This is a genomic window from Catenuloplanes indicus (assembly GCF_030813715.1).
Classification (GTDB): domain Bacteria; phylum Actinomycetota; class Actinomycetes; order Mycobacteriales; family Micromonosporaceae; genus Catenuloplanes; species Catenuloplanes indicus.
Genome location: NZ_JAUSUZ010000001.1, coordinates 8,514,365 through 8,532,854, shown reverse-complemented (window position 1 = coordinate 8,532,854; position 18,490 = coordinate 8,514,365). Strand labels below are relative to the sequence as shown.

Genomic DNA, 18,490 nt, shown 5'->3' with positions numbered 1-18,490 from the left:
GCCTGTCGAAGGAGACCGATGGCTCCGCCCCTGACCCGGCTGACCGGCCTGTTCCGCGCCGGTCACCGGGACCACTCGCCGCTGACCAGCGCATTCTCGCTGATCATCTGCGGCCTGCTGGCCGGTGTGGTCGTGGCCGCGGCCGCTTTCCCGGTGGCAGCGATATCCGGCCTCGCCACGAAGTCCGGCATCGAGGCGTTCGACAGCCTGCCCACCGAGATCACGGTGCAGCGCACCCCACAGAACACGTATCTGTACGCGTCGGACAACAAGACGCAACTCGCCATGATCTATGACGAGAACCGCAAGGACATCGAGTACCGCGAGATGCCGCAGGTCATGCGCGACGCGATCGTCGCCGCCGAGGACCGCACGTTCTTCTCCCACCACGGCGTCGACTACAAGGGCATCCTGCGCGCGTTCCTGAACAACAAGAACAGCGAGGCCGCCACCCAGGGCGCCTCCACGCTGACCATGCAGTACGTACGGATGGCGATCTCCTACTCGGCCACCCACCCGGCCGACGTGGTCGCGGCGACCGAGGACACCACCGCCCGCAAGGCGCGCGAGGTGCGGTACGCGATGCAGGTCGAGGAGGAGATGTCCAAAGAGGACATCATCACCAACTACCTGAACATGGCACCGTTCGGCGCCGGGTCGTACGGCGTCTGGGCGGCCAGCCAGGTCTACTTCTCCAAGCAGCCCAAGGACCTCACGATCGAGGAGGCCGCGCTGCTGGCCGGCATGGTCAAGGCGCCCTCCGCGTACGACCCGACCACCGAGGAGGGCAGGAAGCTCGCGCTGGACCGGCGCAACAACTACGTCATCCCCGGCATGGTCGAGCTCGGCTTCATCACGGCCGAGGAGGGCGAGAAGGCCAAGCAGACCGAGATCAAGGTCAACGGCAAGCGCACGCCGGGCGGCTGCGTGAACACCGGCAAGAACGACTGGGGCTTCTTCTGCGACTACTTCTACCGCTGGTGGATGGACCAGGAGACGTTCGGCGCCACGCCGTACGACCGGGAGCGGCGGCTCAAGAGCGGCGGCTACCGCATCGTGACCTCGCTCGACCCGAACATCCAGAAGTCGGCCCGGGCGAACGTGGGTAAGTACGCGGCGGACGGCAACCGCAACGCGCTGATGGTCGCGGCCGTGCAGCCCGGCACCGGGCACGTGCGCGCGCTCGCGGTCAACCGGGTCTACAAGAACGACGACAAGGGCAACGAGCCGAACAGCGACCCGGCGAAGCGGCGGTCCGGCGTGCGCGGGACGTACCCGAACACCACGAACCCGATCATCACCGGCAGCCCGGACGTGGGCGGGTTCCAGGGCGGGTCGACGTTCAAGCTGTTCACGCTGGTCGCGGCGCTGGAGAAGGGCTATCCGCTGACGTACGACATCGCGTCGCCGCGGTCGTACTACGTCTCGAACTTCCCGGTCGAGCCGAACGACACCGGGCCGTGCCGCGGCCGCCCGGTCTACTGCCCGGCGAACTTCTCCTCGTCGCTGACCGGCACGTTCAACATGTGGTCCGGGTTCGGGCGGTCGGTGAACACGTACTTCGTGCCGCTGGAGGAACGGGTCGGGGCGGACAAGGTGGTCGACGCCGCGAAACGCCTCGGCATCAAGTTCCGCACCGAGAAGGACGCCGGGTACGCGGCTAACGCGTCCACCTGGGGCGCGTTCACGCTCGGCGTGTCCGACACCACGTCGCTGGACCTGGCGAACGCGTACGCGACGATCGCCGCGGACGGCCGCTACTGCGAGCCGATCCCGGTCGCGGAGATCTGGCAGGACAAGCAGAAGCTGGCCGCCGGCGACCCGCGCTGCGGTCAGGCGATCGACAAGGACGTGGCGCGCGCGGTCGCGGACGCGGCCCGCTGCCCGGTCGGCGACCGGTCCGAGACGTCGCGGTGCGCGGGCAGCACCGACCCGGGCGCGCGCGACCGGATCGGCAAGCCGGTGATCGGCAAGTCCGGCACCACGGACGGCTACCGCACGGCCGCGTTCGTGGTCAGCACGGTGCAGCTCACGGTGGCCGGCATCGTCGCCGACCCGGACAACCACAACACGTCCATGCAGGGCGGCGGCGACGCCTGGGGCGACCCGCACTCCGAGGCGGTCAACCCCGCCGTGATCAACACGCTGGCCGACGCGATGAAGGGCAAGGAGGCCAAGGAGTTCACCCCACCCAGCGAAAAGATGATCACCGGCAAGCTGGTGTCGATCCCGTCCGTGACCTGCAATTCCGAGGATGATGCGATCACCCGGCTGAAGGCGCGCGGCTTCCAGGTCCAGGTCTCCTCCGAGCGAGTCGACTCCACCTGCGCGGCCGGCCGTGTGGCCCGCACCGAGCCGGGCGACAGCACGGTCGAGGGCGGCGTGGTCGTGCTTCGCATCAGCAACGGCAACGCCCCGGCCCGCCCACCGGCCAACGGCGGCGGTGGCAACAACGGCGGCGGTGGGAACGACGACGACGGGCCGGGCCTGCCCATCCCGGACATTCCCGGGCTGCCCGATATCCCGGGTTTCCCGGACTGACCGGTATCCGGGGTGAGGGACGCCGGTGCCTCACCCCGCGGGAGACGTGATCGGGGGCGAGCCATGGGTGTTTCCGCCGCCAGGCTGATTTCCGGTGATCCCGCGGGCGCCGCCGGGCCGGCCGGATCATCCTGGTCGGCGACGCCGCGCACGGGCGCTCCGCGATCGGCGGCACGAGGATCGCGGAATTGCGCGCTTCACGTTCGGGTTCCGGCGCCGGCCGAGGACTTCGGCTCCTTCAAGCCACGGCGGGACCCGAGCCGGCGCCGCCGCCGTAGCGGGAGCCGGCGTCCCAGCCGGAGTCGGCACGCGTGCGATGCCGGGCGAGACCGGACCGGCACGGTCACTGCGGACGGACCGGTTCCGGGGTGACGGCGAGGCCGCCTCGGGAGCTGTCACGTCCGGAAGGGTCGCCCGTTCGCGGGGGCGCCGGATGGCGTTCACGCTACGCTCTGCTTTTGGATAACCACGGAACGCTAAGGTCCTCGACATGGATCGACGATCTTTGTTGCGTGCGACCGTGGCGGGCGCGGGTGGGCTGGCGCTGCCGTTCACCGCGTGGCCGGCGGCCTATGCCGCGCCGGCGCAGAACGCGGCCGGGCCGTACGGGCCGTTGCAGGCGCCGGACGCGAACGGCATCGCGTTGCCGGCCGGATTCAGCAGCCGGGTGATCGCCCGGTCGCGGCAGACCGTGCCGGGCACCTCCTACGTCTGGCACGACGCACCGGACGGCGGGGCGGTGATCCCGGACGGCAGCGGCTGGATCTACGTGTCGAACTCGGAGGTGAGCGCGTCCGCGGGCGGTGGCGCGTCGCGGATCGTCTTCGACGCGAACGGCACGGTGACCGGCGCGTCGCGGATCCTGTCCGGGACGAACATGAACTGCGCGGGCGGCAAGACGCCGTGGAAAACCTGGTTGTCCTGCGAGGAGGTGTCGCTCGGCCGGGTCTGGGAGACGTACCCGCTGGGTGGCACGGCCGTGGTCCGGCCCGCGATGGGGCGGTTCAAGCACGAGGCCGCGGCCGCGGACCCGGACCGCCGGGTCGTCTACCTGACCGAGGACGAGACGGACGGGCGGTTCTACCGATTCGTACCGTCGGTGTGGGGTGATCTGTCCGCGGGCACGCTCCAGGTTCTCGTGGCCGGTTCGGCCACCTCCGGCACGTTCAGCTGGCAGACCGTGCCGGACCCGGACGGCTCGCCGACGCCGACCCGCCGTCAGGTCAGCGGCGCGAAGTCGTTCAACGGCGGCGAGGGCTGCCACTACGCGAACGGCACGGTGTGGTTCACCACCAAGGGCGACAACCGGGTGTGGCAGGTGAACCCGGCCGCGGGCACGTACGAACTGGCCTACGACGACAACCTGGTCAGCCCGGGTACGGCGCCGCTGACCGGGGTGGACAACGTGACCGGTACGCCGTCCGGGGACCTGTTCGTGGCCGAGGACGGCGGCAGCATGGACATCTGCCTGATCACACCGGACGACAAGATCTCGGTGTTCCTGCGGGTGAGCGGCCAGAGCGCGTCGGAGCTGACCGGGCCCGCGTTCACCCCGGCCGGGGACCGGCTCTACTTCTCGTCGCAGCGCGGCACGTCCGGCTCGGCGTCCGGCGGCATCACGTACTGCGTGACCGGCCCGTTCCGGCGATGAGACGGGCCGGTCCGCAGGTCATCACACGCGGAAGCGGCACTCGGCGACGCTGAGTTTGCCCCAGACGACCGTGCGCCAGTTGCCGGTCCACTCGCCGCCGTAGCTGGCGCAGACGTGCGGGCACTTGGCGCGCGCGTCGTCGTTGTTCCACAGTGGGCCGGCCGGTACGTCCATCGTGTACTCGTCGATGCCGTCCCGGTGGACCGGCAGTTCGACCTCGACCACGCTCATCGCGCCGCCGACCACGGTCCACCACTGGCCGGTGAACGTGCCGCCGTGTGCGGCCGCGATCCACGGGCCGACTCGTTGTGCCTGGTCGTTGTTCCAGAGCGGGCCGGCCGGAATGGCGACCTTGAAGGTGCCGCCGGAGCGGACGGTCGCCCTCTCGTTCGCTTTCGGTGCCGCACCGGCCGCCCCCGCGGCGGCCAGTCCGGCGATGACGGGTGCGGTGGCGACGCCCGCCATCAGCACGCGACGGTTCATGAGAGCCTCCTCGATCTCATGCCGACGATCGTCGGCGAAGTCACCCTAACGCGCTCTCACCTGGGGAAATGCGGAACGGCGTTACGTCCTGGAGATCAACGGGCGCAACGCCTCGCCCGCGGAGGTCACAACGCCCGGTTCGTGCCCGTTCCGGATCAGGCTGATGATCACGCCGTCGACGCCGTGTGCCAGCACCTCGTCGTGCAGCACGGACGCGAGGTGGTCCGGCGTACCGGCGATCGTGATCGGCGCCCACGTCTCCGGCAGCTCCGCCATGATCCGGCTCGCCTCCGCGGCGGTCTCGGTGACCACGGCGCGGGTGAGGAAGCTGGTCGTGAGCGTGTCCGGGTCGCGGCCGATCTCCGCGCAGCGCCGGCGGAGGACGGACAGTTTGTGCGACAGGTCCGGGCGGTAGCAGTTGATGTTGTGGTGGTCGGCGTAGCGGGCGGAGAGCCGGAACGTCCGCTGCTCGCCGCTGCCTCCCAGCATGATCGGTACGGTCGGGCGCAGCCGCGGGTTGTTGATCGCGTCCCGGGTGCGGTACCACGCGCCGTCCACCGTGGGCCGCTCGCCGCGCAGCATCGGGCCGATTATCTGCAGTGCCTCGTCCAGCCGGGCGAACCGGTCGGTCCAGGTGCCGAACGCGAAGCCGTAGTCCTCGTGCTCGCGCGCGAACCAGCCGGCGCCGAGGCCGAGCACCGCACGCCCACCGGAGATCACGTCGAGCGTCGTGACGGTCTTCGCGAGCAGGGCGGGATTACGGTACGTGTTGCCGGTGACCAGCGTGGACAGCTGCACGGTGCGCGTCTCGCGGGCCAGGGCGGCCAGCGTCGCGTACGCCTCCAGCATCGGCTCCTCGACCGGTGCGATCGCCGGCAGCTGATACATGTGGTCCATCACCAGCACGGTGTCGAACCCGGCGGCCTCGGCGTCGCGGGCCTGCCGCGCGACCGTGCCGAAGATGCCGCCGGGCGCCACGCCGGGATAGCTGAAACTCGGGATCTGGTAACCCAGCCGGATCGTCACGCTGCGTGCCTCCCGCTCAATGTAAGAGACCTCTTACACTGCTAATGTAAGAGACCCTTAACACCAAGGGCAAGTGGGGGTACGAGGCATGGCGCGCGGCTATCACCACGGTGACCTGCGGGCCGCGCTGGTGCGGGCGAGCCTTGAGGAACTGGCCGAGGGCGGGCCGGGCGCGTTCTCGGTGGCCCGGGTCGCGCGGCGGCTCGGGGTGAGCACGGCCGCGCCGTACCGGCACTTCCCGGACCGGGAGCATCTGCTCTCCGCGGTCGCGGCCACGGCGGCGCGGGATCTGGCGGCCGAGGTCGCGGCGGCGGCGGACGCGGCCGGGACGGACCCGGTGAGCCGATTCGCGGCGGCGGGTGCGGCGTATCTGCGCTTCACCGTCCGTACCGGCGCGGGATTTCTGATGATCTTCTCGACCGAGGTGTCCGGCGTGGACGACCCGGCGCGCACGGCCGCCACGAGGGCGCTGATGAGCGGCTGGATCGAGCTGGTCACCGCGACCGGCGACCGGCCGATGCAGGACTCGCTGCACCTGATCGAGGAGCAGATCGCGCTCGCCCAGGGTTACGCCGCGCTCTACACCCAGGGCTTCTTCCGCCGGTCGTCGGTGCCGGTGGAGGAGATCGCGGACCGGGTGACACTGGGCAGCCGGCGCCTGGTCACCGGCGCCTGAGAGCCTACGGCGGCGGGGCGGCGCCCGGTCGTGGCGCCACTCCCGCCACCGGCACCGCTCCCGCCACCGGCACCGCTCCCGCCACCGGCACCGCTCCCGCCGGCGGCGCGGCCCCAGCGGTGCGGCGCCGTGCGTCCGCACTCACCACGACCGGCGGCCGCCGGTCCCCCGCGGCGACGCCCGGGATGCCGTGGTCATGTGCACCGGCGGCGGGGCGTCGTGGACGCGGGATTTCCGCACCATCGCGGTCCGCACACAAAACAACAATTACGAAATGGACCGACACCTGTTGCCACACGATCCATCGTCATGCTTGATTGTTTCTGAGTGTTTCCGGCCTGTTGCACGCCGGATCGCACGACGCCCCCCGTGAGAAGGGAAAGCGTACGGATGAAGGCATTCACCGCGCTGGTCGCCGCCCTGGTCGCGGTCACCGGCTCACCCGCGGTCGCCGCTCCCCCACCCGCCCGGTGGCAGCCGGGCACCCCGCCGATCGCGACACCGTGGACGGACGACGTCGGCCCGCACCACGCGCTCCCGGAATACCCGCGGCCGCAGCTCACCCGCGCCCGCTGGCAGAGCCTGAACGGCGTGTGGGAGTTCGCCGCCGCCACCGCCGGGCAGGCACCGCCGACCGGGACCACGCTGGCCGAGCGGGTGCTCGTGCCGTACCCGATCGAGTCCGCGCTCTCCGGCATCCAGCGCTCCGAGGACCGGATGTTCTACCGGCGCACGTTCACCGTGCCGGCCGGCTGGCGGGTCGGCGGCGACCAGCGGCTGCGGCTGCACTTCGGCGCGGTGGACTACGACGCGACCGTCTGGGTCAACGGCGTCCCGGTCGCCACGCACCGCGGCGGGTACGACGCGTTCAGCGCGGACGTCACGGACGCGCTCACCGGGCGCGGCCCGCAGGAGATCATCGTCGGCGTCGAGGACCTCACGGACGCGACCTGGCAGCCGGTCGGCAAGCAGCGCAACACGCCGGACGCGGGCATCTTCTACGTCGGCGCGTCCGGCATCTGGCAGAGCGTGTGGATGGAGCCGGTGCGGCGCGGCGCCGTGGACCAGCTGCTGATGACCCCGGACGTCGGCGCCGGCGTGCTGAGGCTGACCCCGCGGATCACGGCACCGGCCGGGCTGACCGTCGAGGCGGTTGCGAGGCAGGGCAACCGGGTGGTCGGGCGCGCGAGCGGGGCCGCCGGCGGTGAACTGCGCGTCCCCGTGCCGAAGGCGAAGCTCTGGTCTCCTGACTCACCGTTCCTGTACGACCTGTCCGTGCGGGTGCTCCGCGGCCGTACCGTGATCGACGACGTGGGTTCGTATTTCGGGATGCGCGAGGTCGGCAAGACCGTCGGCGCGGACGGGAAGCTGTATCAGACGCTGAACGGGAAGATCCTGTTCAACCTGTCCACGCTCGACCAGGGCTACTGGCCGGACGGCATCTACACCGCGCCGACCGACGAGGCGCTCCGGTTCGACATCGCACAGACCAAGCGGCTCGGCTTCAACACGATCCGCAAGCACATCAAGGTCGAGCCGGACCGCTGGTACTACTGGGCTGACCGGCTCGGCCTGATGGTGTGGCAGGACATGCCGTCGATGCGGACCGGTGGTACTCCTCCGGTCGAGGCGCAGGCCGAGTTCGAGCGCCAGCTGCACGAGATCGTCGACGAGAAGAGGTCGTGGACCTCGATCGTCACCTGGGTGCCGTTCAACGAGGGCTGGGGCGAGTGGGACCGTGCGGCCACCGGCCGGATCGCGGACGCGGTCAAGGCGCAGGACCCGACCCGGATCGTCAATGCGCACAGCGGCGTGAACTGCTGCGCGTCCAAGGGCGACTCCGGGCGCGGCGACATGATCGACTGGCACGACTACGTCGGGCCGGCCGCCCCCCAGCCGGACGCGAACCGGGTCGCCGCCGACGGCGAGCACGGCGGCTTCGGCCTCGAGGTGCCCGGGCACATGTGGTACCCGGACGGGCACGCCTACGAGATGACGCCGGACAGCGAAACCCTCACCCGGCGGTACGTGGAGAACCAGGCCGATCTGCTGCGCGCGGCGGAGCGGTGCGGTCTCTCCGGGTCCGTCTATACCCAGATCACCGACGTGGAACACGAGGTCAACGGCTTCTACACGTACGACCGGGCGGTCGAGAAGATGGACTTCGCCGCGGTCGCGGAGATCAACGAGCGGATCATCGCGTCGGTGGACGGCAGCGGGGCCGGCGCTCCCGCACCCGGGACGCCCGGGCCGGCCGGCGTGGGCCACTGGCCGCTCGACGGCGACGTCACCGACGCGGTCGGCGATCATGACGGCTCGCCGGCCGGCGACCCCGCGTGGACGGACGGGCACTCCGGTCAGGCGCTGCAGCTCGACGGCGCCGGGCAGTACGCGGAGACGGCCGGGCCGGTGCTGGACACCACCGGCAGCTACACCGCGTCCGCCTGGGTCCGGCTGGACAGCCTCGGCGGCTGGGCGACCGCGGTCGGCCAGGACGGTACCCACCGCAGCGCGTTCTTCCTGCAGTTCTCCAGCGCGGACAACCGGTTCGCGTTCTCGTTCGCCGGCGGGCGCGCGCTGGCCCCGGACGTGCCGGAGACCGGGCGCTGGTACCACCTGACCGGCGTCCGGGACGTGGCCGAGGGCACCATCACGCTCTACGTCGACGGGCAGCGGACCGGCAGCATCAACGCCTGCCACGGCGACGCCTCCAGCGGGCCGCTGACCATCGGCCGGGCCCGGTACAACGGTGGGCCGGTCGACTTCTGGCGCGGTGCGATCGACCAGGTGCGCGTCTACGATCGGGCACTCTCGGCCGCCGAGGTGGCCACCCTGTACTCGTCGACCAAGTGAGTTTCGGTGGTCCGGAACGTGCAAATTGCGCGTTCCGGACCACCCCACACCGCCTCGGTCGTTGGAACCTTCAGATTCCCCCCTCGGCTCTGGAGGTACCCGGATTGGCCCCTGGTGAGGTGCCGCTGCGGCGTAGCGCGTACGCCACGTCGAACGTGGAGGAGGCGCACGCCGCGATGCGCCGCGTCTACTTCGACTTCGCCGCGCGCGTACCGCCCGGGCTGACCGACTTCAGCTACCAGGTCCACTCGGTCGACAGCGGCGTCATCGGGCTCGACCGCATGCGCTACTCCACCACGCTCGACCTCGCCACCGCGCCGGTCGGGTACGTGCACGCCACGTACGTCCTGCACGGCGACCTCACGGTCCGCTCCGGCGGCGAACAGGTCCACGTCACCGCCGGCGACCTGGTGCTGGTGCCGCCCGGCCAGCGCTTCCAGGGACGCCTGGTCGACTTCGACGTACGGATCCTGCGGTTGCCGCTGACCACGGTCGCCCACGCGGCCGCGGCTCGCTGGGGGACGGCACCGGCCGACTTCGCGTTCCGCTCGATGCTGCCGATCTCCGCGCCGCTGGCCCGGTACTGGCGGGAGACGCTCACGTACCTGCACCGGGTGGCACTCAACCCGGACACGGCGCTGCCCAGCGCACCGGCGCACGCGGCCATCGTCGACCTGGCCGCGGCGGCGACGGTCGCAACGTTCCCGAGCACGGCCACGACGGCCTGCTACCTGCCCGGGCCCGGGGAGACCGGACCGGGGGCGGTCCGGCGGGCGATCGCCTACCTGGAGGAACACGCGGCGGAGGCGACGACGCTGGCCGACGTGGCGGCGGCGGCGCGGACCGGGCCGCGCGGGTTGCAGGCGGCGTTCCGGCGGCACCTGGACACCACGCCGATGGCGTATCTGCGGCGGATCAGGCTGGAACGGGCGCACCGCGAGTTGCAGGCGGCGGATCCGGCCCAGGGCGCGACGGTGGGGGCGATCGCGCGGCGGTGGGGTTTCACCCATCTCGGCCGCTTCGCGGCGGCGTACCGGGACGAGTACGGCACGTCCCCGGCGGAGACGCTGCGCTCCGGCTGACCGCATGCGTGTCGGGGCAGCCGGTCCCTGGTGAGTCCCGCCGGTCGTGCAGCGCCGGCCGGTGCGGTCCGGCCCAGCACCCGCCCGTCGTCCGTCAGCAGCAACGGGACCGCCACATCAGCTCCTCACCACCGGCGGCGACCAGGTCGCGGGCCGGGCCGACGTGGTACCGGGAGGTCCGGAACGCCACCCGGCGGGCGGCCCGGCCGATCGCCCTCAGGTCTGACCGGCGGCCGCCCAGGGGCCGCGGGCGGTCGACGGAGCAGACCTGCGGCGCGTCCGCGCGGCGGAACCCGAGGTAGGCGGAGAGCAGCTCGGCCTCGGCATCCGGGTAGTCGGCCACCCAGTACGACGCGGCCGGCACGAGGAGCAAGCCGCCCACGCTGCCGACGGTCGCGCCGACGGCCGGTAGCGTCTCCGCGGACAGTGGCGGGCTGCTCGGATCCAGGCGGCGCGGTCGGACCGGGTCACGGCCCCGGCGCTCCGGGCCCGATGCCATCGGGCGCGCAGCGTCACGGCTGCCCGAACGGATATGACGCTCGCGAACCATGGGCCAGATACCGCTGATGAAGACCAGCGCCTCATACGATGGTCGCCGTGCTGGGGGTGCACCGGGCTTGGCTGCGCCGGCGGTTCGACGCGATCGATGACGCGGGATACCGGGGCGCTCTCGATGACGCGGACTTCGCCTACACGTGGGACAACTTCGCCGACGTCCGGGAGTTCTTCCGGCACGCCGCCGACGCCGGGCGGGCGGTGCTCTTCACCGCGACCTGAACGGCGGAGGAGCCCGCCGCGACAGCGGCTGCTCGTGGACGGCCGCCGGGGCCGCTTCTCGGATCGGGCGATCATCGGGCGGGCGCCGCGGATGGCCTGTTCGGTGGCTGGCCGAAGGCCCCGGTGCGGCCGGGAGGGGCCGCACCAGGGATCGACGGGGTCAGACCGGCTTGTGGGCGCCGATCTCGGTCTCGCTGACCCGGGTCGGTTCCAGCACGCGGTGCAGGAACGTCTTCGTGCGCTCCTCGCGGGGGTTGCCGAAGACCTCCGCGGGCGGGCCCTGCTCGACGACCACGCCGCCGTCCATGAAGACCACCCGGGAGGCGACCTCGCGGGCGAACGCCATCTCGTGCGTGACCACCAGCATGGTCATGCCCTCGGCGGCCAGGCCGCGCATGACCGCGAGGACCTCGCCGACGAGCTCCGGGTCGAGCGCGGAGGTGGGCTCGTCGAAGAGCATCAGCTGCGGGTCCATCGCCAGTGCGCGGGCGATCGCCACGCGCTGCTGCTGGCCGCCGGAGAGCTGGGCGGGGTAGGCGCCGGCCTTCTCCGCCAGGCCGACCCGCTCGAGGTTGAGCGTGGCGATCCGGTTCGCCTCGGCGCGGGAGCGCTTCAGCACGCGGCGCTGGGCGATCGTCACGTTCTCCCGGACGGTCAGGTGCCCGAACAGGTTGAACTGCTGGAACACCATGCCGATCCGGCGCCGGACCGCGTCGATGTCGCAGTCCGGGTCGGTGACCTCGACCCCGCCGACGTGGATGGTGCCGGACGTCGGTGTCTCCAGCAGGTTCACGCAGCGCAGCAGCGTGGACTTGCCGGAGCCGGACGGGCCGATCACGCAGACGACCTCGCCGGGCTCGACCGCGAGGTCGATGCCCTGCAGGACGGGCAGCTTGCCGAACGACTTGTGCAGGCCGAGGATGTCGATCGTGGACATGGCCGTCACCTCTCCCTCGCGGCACGCCGCTCCAGCCCGCGGACCAGCTGCGACAGCGGCAGCGTGATCAGCAGGTAGAGCAGGCCCGCCACGACCAGCGGCGTCGGGTTGACGCGGGTGTTGAGCGCGTCACCGGCGAACTTGGTCAGCTCGATCGTCGTGGAGGTCACGCCGAGCACGTACACCAGCGAGGTGTCCTTGGTCAGCAGGATGATCTCGTTGGTCAGCGGCGGGATGACGATCCGGAACGCCTGCGGCAGGATGATCGAGATCATCGCCCGGGCGTGCGACATGCCGAGCGTGCGCGCGGCCTCGAGCTGCCCCTTCGGGACGGCCTGGATGCCGGCGCGCAGCGTCTCCGCCATGTACGCGGCCGCGGTCAGGCCGAGGCCGAGCGTGACCGAGCCGTAGACGCCGCCCGGGATCTCCCGGTCCGGGAACGCCAGCGGTACGCCGTAGCCGACCATGAACAGCACCAGCAGCGCGGGCAGGCCACGGAACAGCTCGATGTAGGCGGTCGCGAACCAGCGGTACGGCAGGATCGACGACAGCCGCATCAGCGCCAGGATCAGGCCCAGCACCAGGCCGAACGCGAATGCGAGCAGTGTGTAGAGGATGGTGTTGCGCAGCGCGACCGTGATGGCCTCGGGGAACATGCCCTGCGCGATGTCGAGCCGGAAGAACGCGTCCGACAGGGTCGCCCAGTCCGCGGCGGCCACCACGGCGAGGATGACCAGCGCGAAAACCAGATAGCCGGCGGTACGGACGAGCCGTTGCCGCCGGCGTCGAGTGAGCTTCATGAAGGTGGTCAGGCGGCCGGCTTGGCGCCGATCCAGGTCGCGTAGATCTGGTCGTAGGTGCCGTCGGTGCGCGCCGCGGCCAGCGACTCGTTCACGGCCTTGAGCAGCTCGGCGTTGCCCTTCTTGACCGCGAAGCCGTACTGCTCGCCGGTGTCGAAGCCGGCCGCGACCTCGACCTTGCCCGGGTTGTTCTTGATGTACTCGTTCCAGACCGGCAGGTCGTTGACGGCCGCGTCGACCTGCTTGGTGGCCAGCGCCTGCTGCTGCGCGGCCAGGTCCTTGTACGAGACGACCTCGATGTCCAGGCTCTTCTCCGCGACCTGGGTCTTGATGTAGTCCTCGCCGGTGGTGCCGCCCTGCACGCCGACCCGCTTGCCGGCCAGCTCGTCCAGCGTCTTGACCGTGGTGCCGGTGAGCACGGCGAGCGCCTGGGTGGCGTCGAAGTACGGGTCGGAGAAGTCCAGCACCTGCTTGCGCTCGTCGGTGATGGTCATGCCGGCCGCCGCGATGTCGCACTTGCCGGCGTTGAGGTCGGAACCGGACTTGATGCCCTCGAACGGCGTGTCGACGATCTCCTGGGTCACGCCGAGCTTCTTCGCGACCAGGTCGACCAGCGCGACGTCGAAGCCGACGACCTTGCCGGTGTCGTCCTTGGCCTGGAACGGCGCGTACGGCAGGTGCGTGCAGGTGGTCAGCGCACCGGCCTTGACCAGCGCGACGCCGCCCTCGGTGGTGCCACCGGTGTCCTCCTTGGCGCAGCCGGCGAGCCCGCCGACGACCAGCGCGGCGGCGGTCGCCAGCGTGGCGACCCGGCGCGAGTTCCCGAACGACTTCATGCTTCATCTCCCCAGGTTCCGGCCCGCACGCCCGGCGGGTCGAGCCACATTAATCCAGAGTTATCCGCCCGGCAACAGAGAAGATCATCATGTGATGGCGGCGAGACGTGACCGTGCACACACTTTCCGCTTCCATGCGTTACGACCTGGACGCGGTCTTCGGCGGCGGCGTGCCGCTCGGTGCCGGTGGCGGCATCGGCACGGAGCACTGGTTCGGCGTCGAGCCGATGACCGGCCGGGACCTGTTCGCGATCGTGCTGCCCGGCGCGCGCACCTCGCTGCTGGTCGGCGTGGGCGCCACGCTGCTGGTCGGCGTGGGCGCCACGCTGCTGGTCGGCGTGGGCGCCACGCTGGCCGGGGTCGCGCTCGGCGCCACGGCGGGCTTCGCCGGCGGCTGGTGAGACGCGCTCGCCTCCCGTACCACGGATGTGGTCTTCGGTTTTCCGGCTCTGATTTTCATTGTCACGCTCAGCGCGGTGGCGCCGCCGGGGATCCCCCGGCTGCTTCTGGTAGTGCTGGTGGTCGGCTCCTTCGGCTGGCCGCCGATCGCCCGGGTGGTGCGTGCGCAGACGATCGCGCTGCGGCAGCGCACGTTCGTGGTCGCCGCGGTCGCGCTCGGTGCCCGGCCCCACCGGTTGCTGTGGCGGCACGTGCTGCCGAACCTGCTGCCCAGGGTGCTGGTCTTCGGCACCATGCTGGTGCCGTCGATGATCGGCATGGAGGCCGCGCTGTCGATCGCGCACCGGGTGGCGGTACTGCACCGCGGGCGGGTGGTCGAGGAGGGCGCGACCGGGAGGTGCTGACCGCGCCGGCCCATCCGCACACCCAGCGGCGGCCGGCGGCGGCCGGCGGCGGCCCCGGTCCCAGACCCGCGGCGGCAGCGGGCCCGGCAAGGCTGCCGCTTCCTGAGCAAGCGCTTCATGAGCAAGGCTTCCGGGTGCCGGTTTCGGGCGCCGGGTCTCGGGCGCCGGGTCCCGGCCGCCAGATTTCCGGCCGCCAGATTTCCGGCCGCCAGATTTCCGGCCGCCAGATTTCCGGGCGCGTTTTGGGCGCGGCAGCGCGGGTCCCCGGGTTGCGGGAGCCCGCGCTGCCGGTCGAAGTCAGTTCGGCGTGTTCGCCTCGCTGATCATTTCCTGGATCGCGGCGCGCAGCTCGGGCAGCGGTGCCGCCTCGGCCGTCGTCGCGGTGCGGGCCGCCGGCGGGGTGCGGACCGGGCCGGCCACCGGGTGGACCTCGGTCTCGCCCGGCAGCGGGATGCCGGGGCAGGTGACCGAGCCGGGGCGCGAGTTGTGCAGCAGGAACACGTTGACCATGCCGTCCACGCACGGGTTGCCGTCGAGCGCGTACTGGCCGTGGAACGGCGCGTCGTCGACCGAGATCATGCTGACGCCGGGGGCGGCGCGGACCGCGGACCGGGCCTGCTCGTAGCCGGTCTGCGGGTCGAACTCGCTCTGCACGACCAGGATCCGGCCGGTCACCTGCGCGGGCAGCTGCGGCAGCCGCTGACGTGGGGCGTCGGACCAGAAGCCGCACGTCTCGCTGATGCCGTACTGCCAGCCGAACAGCGGGAACTGCGGACCCTGCTGGTCACTGAGCCGCTTGTACCAGGTGGCCGAGCGGGTCGGCTGGTCGTTGCAGGCGACCGCGAACCGGGTGGTCGGCACCAGCGCGTAGTCCGCCGGGTCGTCGGCGAGCGCCTTCGCGGCCGCCTCCGGGGTGAGCGCGCTCAGCGGCACGCCGAACCGCTCCCGGGACACCGCGTCCAGCTGCGGCGCGAGGTCCGAGCCGGTCAGCGCCGGGGTCTCGCCGTCGGCACCGGCGACCGCCATCACCAGCACGGCCGCGGCCAGGACCCAGGCGAACGGCGAACCGAGGCCGACGAACGCGGCGTCGTAGTCGTCCGGGCTCACGCCGTTGGCGGCGAACCAGGCCCGGCCGCGCTCCCAGTTCGCGGCCGCCTCCTCGGGCGTCGCGCCGACCTCGGCCGGGAACTGCCGGGTCACCCAGGGCAGGAACGTGTCGTCGAACAGGCGCTGGTTGATCGGTGGCCACGCCTCGAACGCGGCCTGCAGCCGGCCCTGGAAGTCGACGCTGGAATCCAGCACCATCTTGCCGGTGCTGGCCGGGAACAGCGACGCGTACTTCGCGCCGAGCCAGGTGCCGTACGAGTAGCCGAGGTAGTCCAGCTTCGGCTCGCCGAGCAGGAGCCGGATCAGCTCCATGTCGTGCGCGGTCTGCCAGGTGGTGATGAACGGCGCGAGCGCCTCGCTCTGGCAGGCCTCGGCGATCGCGCGCGGCGTCTTCTGGTGCTCGGTGATGCTCTCCGCGGAACGGTCCCGGGCGTCCAGGTCGGTGCGCTGCGAGATCCGGTCGAGCGGCACCTCACAGGTCTCCGGGTCGAAGCCGCCCTCCTGGCCGGTGCCGCGCGGGTCCATGCCGATCAGCGCGTACCGTTCGTGCAGCTGTGGCTGGATCGCGGCGATCGCGCCGGGCAGCGACGTGCCCTGGCCGCCGGGACCACCGGGGTTGAGCAGCATCGAGCCGAGCTTGTCACCGCTCGCGGCGACCCGGCTGATCGAGAGCTGAAGCGTGCGCCCGTTGCCCGGCGCGGCCCAGTCGCGGGGCACCGTGATCAGCGCGCACTCCGCGGGAACCACGCCCTCCAGCTGCTCGAACGCGCACTCCCCCCAGGTCACCTCCTGATCGGCGAAGGCGTCGAACGGGCCGGCCGCGTTCGCCGGGACACCGGTCCCGGTGAGCACGAGCGCCGTGGTGAGGACGATTGCCGCGCCGGCGGTCGGTCTGCGCACAGGCAGTCCTTTCGTGGCAGGGATCTGACCCGCTCGATCCCAGCACCCGATTCATCGCCCGTCTACGATGCTTGCGCGCACGTAGTACTTTCGGCCGATATGGGGAGACCGATGCCGATCCGGGTCCTGGTGGCCGACGACCAGAGCCTGGTCCGCACCGGACTGCGGCTCATCCTCGACGCGGAGCCGGACATCGAGGTGATCAGCGAGGCGGCCGACGGTGAGTCCGCGGTTCGGCTGGCCCGTCTCCTGCGCCCGGACGTGACGCTGATGGACATCCGCATGCCCGTGCTGGACGGCGTGCGCGCCACCGAGCTGCTGGCCGGGCCGCAGGTCGCCGACCCGCTACGGGTGGTCGTGGTGACCACCTACGACGTGGACGAGTCCGTCTACGCCGCGCTGCTCGCCGGTGCCTGCGGTTTCCTGCTCAAGGACGCCGGCGCGCGCTGGCTGCCCGAGGCCGTCCGCGCCGCCGTCAACGGCGAGGCCGTCGTCTCCCCCTCGGTCACCGTCCGCCTGCTGCGCCACTTCACCCGCGACGCCGCCCGGATCGCCGGGCCGCCGGACCTGCCGGTCACCGCCCGCGAGCTGGACGTCGTCCTCGCGGTCGCCCGCGGCCGGACCAATGCCGAGATCGCCGGTGACCTGCGCATCTCACTGTCCACGGTGAAGACGCACCTGGCCAGCCTGCAGACGAAGCTCGCGCTCCGCAACCGTACCGAGATCGCGATCTGGGCCTGGCAGAACGGCCTGGTCGGTCGCGGCGCGCACGATTAGGCCCGCGTTCGGCGTGCGTCTTCTCTCCGAGACGTCGGCCGACGGCGTCCGCGCTCGATCAGGTCGGCGGTCGCGGGCGGGTCGGCGACCTCGATGACCAGGCGGGCGTAGTCGTCGTCGAGTTCGACCGCCACGGCCCGGGTGGCGTCGCGGACGTCGCGGAACACCCGCTCACCGTCCCGGTGGACGGTGCCGGCCGTGATCACACCGGGGCGCCGACAGCGAACGAGGCCGCTCAGCTCTGTGTGATCACCAGCGGCGAAGACTTGTCCGGAAGCGTTGGGCGGGTCGTGCACCCGGCCGGCCGCGTAGGCCGGTTCGGCACCTGCGGTCGGCGTGCCGCGGCGGCCATACGCGGCCAGCGCCTCGGCGGGAACGGGGGCGACAGAGCCGGGGAGCGAGGATCTGCTCGACGGCGTCGGCCCGGGCCTGGGCGAGCAAGGGAAAGTAGCCGCCGCAATGGCCGCGCACGTTTCCGGTCATGTCGAGCCTCCAGTCGCGTCTGCCGTACCAAGGCGTTGCTGTCCGTCGATTGTGGGACTGCGCAGCCGTGGTCTCCCGAACGCGTGAATCTCGCGCGGACCTCTCACGTTCGGTCCGTTCGGGCGTTGGGAGATCCGTGAACTCGTACGAATACCTGGACACCGCCGTTGATCCCGCCGAGATGCGCCGGCTCGATGCCGTCCGCCGTTATGTGCTCGTCGACCAGCCGGTGGAGGATGCCTACGACCGGATCGCGTTCCTGGCCGGCGCGATCTTCGACACCCCGATCGCCACGGTGTCACTGGTGGAACAGGACCGGGTGTGGCTCGCGGCCTGCCAGGGGCTGACCGGGGTCCGGTCGCTGGGGCGCGAACCGGGGCTGTGCGCGTCGGTCATCGCGCAGGACGACACGTATGTGGTGACGAACGCGGCCCGGGACCCGCGGACGCTGGAACATCCGCTGGTCCGGGGAGAGCTCGGCCTGCGATTCTACGTCGCGGCCCCGATCCGCACCCACGACGGTTACCGGCTCGGCACGGTCAACGCGATCGACAGCCGCCCGCGTACGGCCACGGCGCGGCAGCTGCGGGCGCTGGAACATCTGGCTTCGATGGTCTCCGACGAGCTGGAGATGCGGCTGCGGCTGATCCGTAACACGGCGGGGCGCTGAACCGGCACGCTGTGTTCTCGCCGGCGGGCCCGGCTCGACGGGCTGGGACGGGTGGGGCAGCAGTGCGGGGCGGCTGATCACGGTTGTC

17 protein-coding genes and 1 pseudogene are annotated in these 18,490 nt (G+C 71.6%); 10 read left to right on the top strand and 8 right to left on the bottom strand.

All coding sequences use genetic code 11. The features are described from left to right. The first annotated feature begins 18 nt into the window (after window positions 1–18). On the top strand, window positions 19–2,541 hold the full coding sequence (locus J2S42_RS38360) for a penicillin-binding protein (protein WP_307247427.1): 2,523 nt from the start codon (window positions 19–21) through the stop codon (window positions 2,539–2,541). Window positions 2,542–3,031: 490 nt separating this feature from the next. Continuing rightward, the gene (locus tag J2S42_RS38355; protein ID WP_307247425.1) at window positions 3,032–4,192 is read left to right on the top strand and encodes an alkaline phosphatase PhoX; all 1,161 of its coding nucleotides are present in this window, start codon (window positions 3,032–3,034) and stop codon (window positions 4,190–4,192) included. A gap of 21 nt (window positions 4,193–4,213) precedes the next feature. Here J2S42_RS38355 and J2S42_RS38350 read toward each other — a convergent pair whose 3' ends face one another. Both J2S42_RS38350 and J2S42_RS38345 read right to left on the bottom strand, forming a co-directional pair. Next, entirely contained in the window at window positions 4,214–4,675 is a 462-nt protein-coding gene (locus J2S42_RS38350) for a mannan-binding lectin (RefSeq protein WP_307247424.1), read from the bottom strand. A gap of 81 nt (window positions 4,676–4,756) precedes the next feature. Next, window positions 4,757–5,701: an LLM class F420-dependent oxidoreductase gene (locus J2S42_RS38345; protein WP_307247422.1), complete on the bottom strand. Its 945-nt coding sequence runs from the start codon at window positions 5,699–5,701 to the stop codon at window positions 4,757–4,759. 88 nt (window positions 5,702–5,789) lie between these two features. On the opposite strand from J2S42_RS38345, the gene J2S42_RS38340 reads away from it, so the two are divergent. The 3 genes from J2S42_RS38340 to J2S42_RS38330 all read left to right on the top strand — a co-directional run bounded on the left by J2S42_RS38340 (window position 5,790) and on the right by J2S42_RS38330 (window position 10,312). Further along, entirely contained in the window at window positions 5,790–6,377 is a 588-nt protein-coding gene (locus J2S42_RS38340; protein ID WP_307247420.1) for a TetR/AcrR family transcriptional regulator, read from the top strand. A gap of 390 nt (window positions 6,378–6,767) precedes the next feature. Further along, window positions 6,768–9,230: a LamG-like jellyroll fold domain-containing protein gene (locus J2S42_RS38335; protein ID WP_307247418.1), complete on the top strand. Its 2,463-nt coding sequence runs from the start codon at window positions 6,768–6,770 to the stop codon at window positions 9,228–9,230. 104 nt (window positions 9,231–9,334) lie between these two features. Continuing rightward, on the top strand, window positions 9,335–10,312 hold the full coding sequence (locus J2S42_RS38330; RefSeq protein WP_307247416.1) for an AraC family transcriptional regulator: 978 nt from the start codon (window positions 9,335–9,337) through the stop codon (window positions 10,310–10,312). 94 nt (window positions 10,313–10,406) lie between these two features. Here J2S42_RS38330 and J2S42_RS38325 read toward each other — a convergent pair whose 3' ends face one another. Beyond that, a complete protein-coding gene (locus tag J2S42_RS38325) occupies window positions 10,407–10,811 on the bottom strand; it encodes a hypothetical protein (RefSeq protein WP_307247414.1) in 405 nt (134 codons plus the stop codon). Window positions 10,812–10,909: 98 nt separating this feature from the next. On the opposite strand from J2S42_RS38325, the gene J2S42_RS38320 reads away from it, so the two are divergent. Further along, window positions 10,910–11,089 carry a DUF1877 family protein gene (locus J2S42_RS38320; protein WP_307247412.1) on the top strand — a complete coding sequence of 60 codons (180 nt, stop codon included), beginning with the start codon at window positions 10,910–10,912 and terminating at the stop codon, window positions 11,087–11,089. 160 nt (window positions 11,090–11,249) lie between these two features. Here the strand turns inward: J2S42_RS38320 and J2S42_RS38315 are convergent, their stop codons facing one another. The 3 genes from J2S42_RS38315 to J2S42_RS38305 are packed head-to-tail and all read right to left on the bottom strand — an operon-like array spanning window position 11,250 to window position 13,662. After that, window positions 11,250–12,026, bottom strand: coding sequence for an amino acid ABC transporter ATP-binding protein (locus J2S42_RS38315; protein ID WP_307247410.1), 777 nt, complete (start codon window positions 12,024–12,026; stop codon window positions 11,250–11,252). A gap of 5 nt (window positions 12,027–12,031) precedes the next feature. Next, complete coding sequence (locus tag J2S42_RS38310) at window positions 12,032–12,826, bottom strand: amino acid ABC transporter permease (protein ID WP_307247408.1); 795 nt, start codon at window positions 12,824–12,826, stop codon at window positions 12,032–12,034. An 8-nt stretch (window positions 12,827–12,834) separates the two neighbouring features. Continuing rightward, window positions 12,835–13,662 carry a basic amino acid ABC transporter substrate-binding protein gene (locus tag J2S42_RS38305; RefSeq protein WP_307247407.1) on the bottom strand — a complete coding sequence of 276 codons (828 nt, stop codon included), beginning with the start codon at window positions 13,660–13,662 and terminating at the stop codon, window positions 12,835–12,837. A gap of 134 nt (window positions 13,663–13,796) precedes the next feature. Between J2S42_RS38305 and J2S42_RS38300 the strand changes: the two genes are divergently transcribed. After that, complete coding sequence (locus J2S42_RS38300) at window positions 13,797–14,063, top strand: hypothetical protein (RefSeq protein WP_307247405.1); 267 nt, start codon at window positions 13,797–13,799, stop codon at window positions 14,061–14,063. A 12-nt stretch (window positions 14,064–14,075) separates the two neighbouring features. Beyond that, window positions 14,076–14,465: pseudogene (locus J2S42_RS38295) on the top strand (ABC transporter permease subunit); the annotation flags it as partial. A 297-nt stretch (window positions 14,466–14,762) separates the two neighbouring features. Here the strand turns inward: J2S42_RS38295 and J2S42_RS38290 are convergent. Beyond that, window positions 14,763–16,472, bottom strand: coding sequence for an alpha/beta fold hydrolase (locus J2S42_RS38290; protein WP_307247403.1), 1,710 nt, complete (start codon window positions 16,470–16,472; stop codon window positions 14,763–14,765). Window positions 16,473–16,583: 111 nt separating this feature from the next. Between J2S42_RS38290 and J2S42_RS38285 the strand changes: the two genes are divergently transcribed. Continuing rightward, a complete protein-coding gene (locus J2S42_RS38285) occupies window positions 16,584–17,249 on the top strand; it encodes a response regulator (protein ID WP_307247402.1) in 666 nt (221 codons plus the stop codon). Here the strand turns inward: J2S42_RS38285 and J2S42_RS38280 are convergent. After that, window positions 17,246–17,455: a hypothetical protein gene (locus J2S42_RS38280; protein ID WP_307247401.1), complete on the bottom strand. Its 210-nt coding sequence runs from the start codon at window positions 17,453–17,455 to the stop codon at window positions 17,246–17,248. The two genes, J2S42_RS38285 and J2S42_RS38280, sit on opposite strands and share 4 nt — an antisense overlap. Window positions 17,456–17,868: 413 nt before the next feature. On the opposite strand from J2S42_RS38280, the gene J2S42_RS38275 reads away from it, so the two are divergent. Next, window positions 17,869–18,402 carry a GAF domain-containing protein gene (locus J2S42_RS38275; protein ID WP_307247398.1) on the top strand — a complete coding sequence of 178 codons (534 nt, stop codon included), beginning with the start codon at window positions 17,869–17,871 and terminating at the stop codon, window positions 18,400–18,402. Window positions 18,403–18,490: the final 88 nt, after the last annotated feature.